1 protein-coding gene is annotated in these 3775 nt (G+C 43.8%); it reads right to left on the bottom strand.

The window, feature by feature from the left end; translation table 11 throughout:
- The coding region (locus QUB61_RS38315) for an AAA family ATPase (protein WP_333190423.1) at positions 1–3775 on the bottom strand (3775 nt) is incomplete at both ends.

The following is a 3775-nucleotide window of genomic DNA, read 5'->3' as shown; positions in this document are numbered from 1 at the left end:
ATATTGCGGATGCGATCGACTCCCTCCTGCATCGAGCCTATCAATTTCGGCAAATCTTCTCGCAAATACTCCAAGTCCATATCCTCAATTTCTGTTTCAATTTCCCGTCCCGGATTGGGAAGTTTTTCTTGATACAAATCAATCAAGTTGAATAAATCCCCCACATATTCAAGAGCCGGTTGCAAGTTGCCAGCGATAAAGCCTACGGGATTGTTAATTTCGTGGGCTACCCCTGCCACGAGATTGCCGAGAGCAGACATCTTTTCATTCTGTACCAGTTGCAGTTGCATGTGTTTGAGATCGCTGAGATAAAGCTCTAGTTTTTGGGCATATTCCTGGGATTGCTGATACAGTCGGGCATTCTGTAAGGAAATTGCAGCTTGCGAACACAGGATGTTGAGGATGGCGACGCGATCGCTCGTGAATACCCCTGTTGCTAAATTATTTTCCAAGTACAGAATCCCCATCGTGTTTCCTCGCTCGCTGATCGGAGTGCAAAGCAGGCTCTGAGGTTGGTGTTGAATCATGTAGGGGTCAGATGCAAATCTTGGTTGATTGCTAGCATCATCAAAAATCACGGTTTCTTTTGTACGTTTGACGTAGTTGATCAGCGTCAGAGGAATTACTTCGCTCTCCTCAACCGGAATTGATTGCAGAAGGCAGTCTTCACGGTTTGTGCAGTGGATGTTTATCCTCCAGTTTCCCTCTTCATTCAAAATTAATGCTCCGCTTTGTGCTCCAGCATTCTTCACCACCACTTGCATGAGGGTACTCAGCAATTGAGCGAGTTTTATTTCGCTAGATAGAGCTTGAGAAGCTTTGATAACTGTCGGCAAATCTACTACCCCCCAACTGCTGGTGCTACCAATCATTGTTGTCTTGGTGTTAGATAGGGATGATTCACTGCTGGAGGTGTGAGTTGTTTCGATCGGATTCTGGCGAGTTCGCTCCTGTTGCAGGATCGGAGCAAGCAATTGGGGATAGCGCTGTTCTAGATGGTCAATCTTTGCTTTTGCTCCCCAACGAGCGTAAGCATAGTAAGCATCTATTAAATAGGGTTTGGCTAGTTTTTCTTTACCCCATTCTAAATAAAATTTAGCAGCGAGTTCGTGAGCAAGTGCTTCCTCGTTGAGGTATTCGTTCTCTTTGGCGAGGGCAATAGCCTTGTCGTACATCTCGATCGCTTCTATTTTTTCGCCTAAAACCCGATTCTTTTCTGCCTCCACTAGATAGAATTTATGCAGATGATTCATCGGGGCATGATGCGCCCATTTCTGGATTTTTTCTTGATTAGCTTGTACTCGGTCGAGAATGCCCTGTTGTTCAGACTGTGGAGTATCCGAATACACCGCCAACCTCACTAGAGAATCGTAGAAATAGAAGATAGCAACACTTATTTGCCCTGAAGCTGCGCTCAAATAAGTTTCTATTTCAGCAATATTTTTAAATGCTTCCGGGTAATTTTCAAACAGATAACAAAGCACAAGTTTGTGCAAGTATAAGTAATGAATTCCTAGGTAGTTATTCGTTCGCTGATACAGTTGGAACATTGTCTCTTCGTCGTAGGCTTCTCCCTTAAAATGGCATGGGTCTTGCGATCTTCCTATCAAGTTCAAAACGGCTTGCCAACCAATTTTCAGATAAGAAAGTGCTGCTTCCTGGTGAATTTTACTAACGGCATCTGCGTAGCTTGCTATCTCTCGTTCGAGTTGCGTTAGTTGCTTGCCAATAAAATACGAATAATAACTGTATTCATAGATAGCATAGCCAGCAAATTCTAACTCTCCAGTTTCCAGCCCACAAAAATAATCTGACAGCAAAGGTTCTAAGGTATTTCTGAGGTGTTCTTTCCAAGGTTGAATACCAGAATGCACCATTGCGGATGTCTTGGCTTGGATTTCTTTGGCATTTAATTTTGACACGAGACGTAAAGCAAGTTCACCTAATTGATAGCCCCGCTCAATATCTCCCATGCCACAGAGAAGAAAACTATATATGGCAAAAGCATAGGGAGACACAGAAGCATTGCCATATTGGACAGATAAATTGATCTGTTTGCAAACTACCAAAGGCGCGAGTGGCGGCAGCGCTATGTAGGCAGGAGAAAATAGGCTTGACAGAATCGTTATAGTTGCTAGTTGTTGAGGATCTGTCATCAGAGGGAGATCGATTAAGTCCTCAGTTCCCTTTCCGCTCAAAATAGACGCTGTTTCTCCTAGTGCCTGTCCCATATCAGAGAAATTTGGCTCGGAGGGAAACTCTACCCCCAACTGCTTTAAGACTGGCAACCCTGTATTCAGCGCTTCCTGTAGCTTATATTGCGCCGTATAAGCTTCTATCTGTACTTCATATACCTTCACTTTTTCCAGTAGCGTTTTGGCGCCGCTTTCCACGAGTGATGCTAATGTCTCCATCCGGTCAAAGTCACCGCTTAGATATGCCGCTTCTGCTGCTTCGGTATACAGCGCTAATGTTAGTTCGTATTGATTCTCCCAACTATTTACTGCCAGTAATTCTCTGCCACTATTGAAATATTCAACCGCTGCAGAATAGGCAGTAGCAGCTTTGGCTTTCTTTCCGGCAACCAGATTTAACCGTGCTAATTGCTCCCGTTCTGCCTCGGGGGTAATTAGATTTACTCCCACATTCAAGTGGTTGACAATATCAAACATTCTTTCTTCTCGCTCAACTTCTGGCGTATTCTTTAACAGCCGTTGACCGATTTTTAAGTGAGTCAATCGCTTTTGCTCTTCGGGAATGAGGGAATAGGCTGCTTGTTGGACGCGATCGTGGAAAAATTTGTATTTAGCTAATTGGTCATTTTTAACTGGTAATTGATCGGATTCTCCCCCAGTGGTTGTTATTGATAAACTGTTACCACATTCTTGATAAAATTTATAAACATCGCTAACTGGTAAAATCAACCCTTCTTGCAATGCTTTCCACAAAGCTGTTGCTGTTTCTGTTGGCGAATTTTCATCAACAATTGCCAGCGTAGCCAAATCGAACTGATTGCCAATACAAGCAGCTAATTTTAAAACGGACTGTGTCCGGCTTGGCAACTTTCGCAACTGAATTGCCATGAATTCTACTACATCATCCGTTAGTGCTAAGGTTCGCACTCTAGCAATATCGCACTGCCAATACCGAGCTTCAAAATTAAATTCAATTATCCCATCTTCATGCAAAGATTTGAGGAATTGTGTGCTGAAAAATGGATTACCTTCGGTTTTCTGATAAACGAGTTCTGTCAAAGGCAGAGCCAACGCTGTAGAACAAGCTAAGGTATCGGCAATCAGACAATTCAAATGAAAGCGCTCCAGCGGATCTAGAGTAATGGTGTTTACCGTAGCTCCGGTTGTTTGAATGTCGGCTAATGTCACCATCAAAGGGTGTGCTGGAAAAACTTCGTTATCTCGATACGCTCCAATTAAAAAGAGATATTGCCGTGAGCTATCGCTCGTCAGGAGTTGAATCAACTTCAATGAGGCTGAGTCTGCCCATTGCAAGTCGTCTAAGAAAATAACGAGGGGATGTTCTTTTGTGGCGAAGATAGAGATGAAGTTCTCGAATAACCGATTGAAGCGATTTTGGGCAGCAGTGGCGACGAGTTCTGGTGCGGGGGGTTGCTGTCCGATAATCCGCTCTAGTTCGGGAATTACCTCAACGATTACCTGAGCATTCTCGCCCAATGCTGCCAGGATTTGAGTCTTCCACTGCTCAACCTTAGCGTCGCTTTCCGAGAGCAATTGTCCCATTAAATCGCGAAAAGCTT

Source organism: Microcoleus sp. C2D2 (genome assembly GCF_036702495.1).
GTDB lineage: Bacteria > Cyanobacteriota > Cyanobacteriia > Cyanobacteriales > Microcoleaceae > Microcoleus.
This window is presented reverse-complemented; position numbering and strand designations above follow the sequence as displayed.